Origin of the sequence: Bradyrhizobium uaiense (assembly GCF_010811875.1) — a bacterium.
Lineage (GTDB): Bacteria > Pseudomonadota > Alphaproteobacteria > Rhizobiales > Xanthobacteraceae > Bradyrhizobium > Bradyrhizobium uaiense.
The window spans coordinates 1-217 of record NZ_VKHP01001240.1 but is presented as its reverse complement, the minus strand read 5'-3'; the positions used below and the strand labels follow the sequence as shown (position 1 = coordinate 217).

General features: G+C 58.1%; 1 pseudogene. It reads left to right on the top strand.

From position 1 onward, the window contains the following. A pseudogene (locus FNJ47_RS49460) lies at positions 1 to 217 on the top strand (IS5/IS1182 family transposase); the annotation flags it as partial.

Here is a 217-nt window from a genome sequence, read left to right as displayed (position 1 = left end):
ATCGCCGCCAAAGGCACGCTCGCCGCCATTCCCAACAACCCGTCACGCGCGCTCAAATACCCACTCTACAAGCATCTCTACGCCAAGCGTCATCTCGTCGAATGCTGCTTCTCAAAGCTCAAGCAGTTCCGACGTGTCGCACCCCGCTTCGAAAAAACGGCCCGGAATTACCGGGCCGTCGTCACTCTCGCTGCCATTGTTCTATGGATGCGGTCGA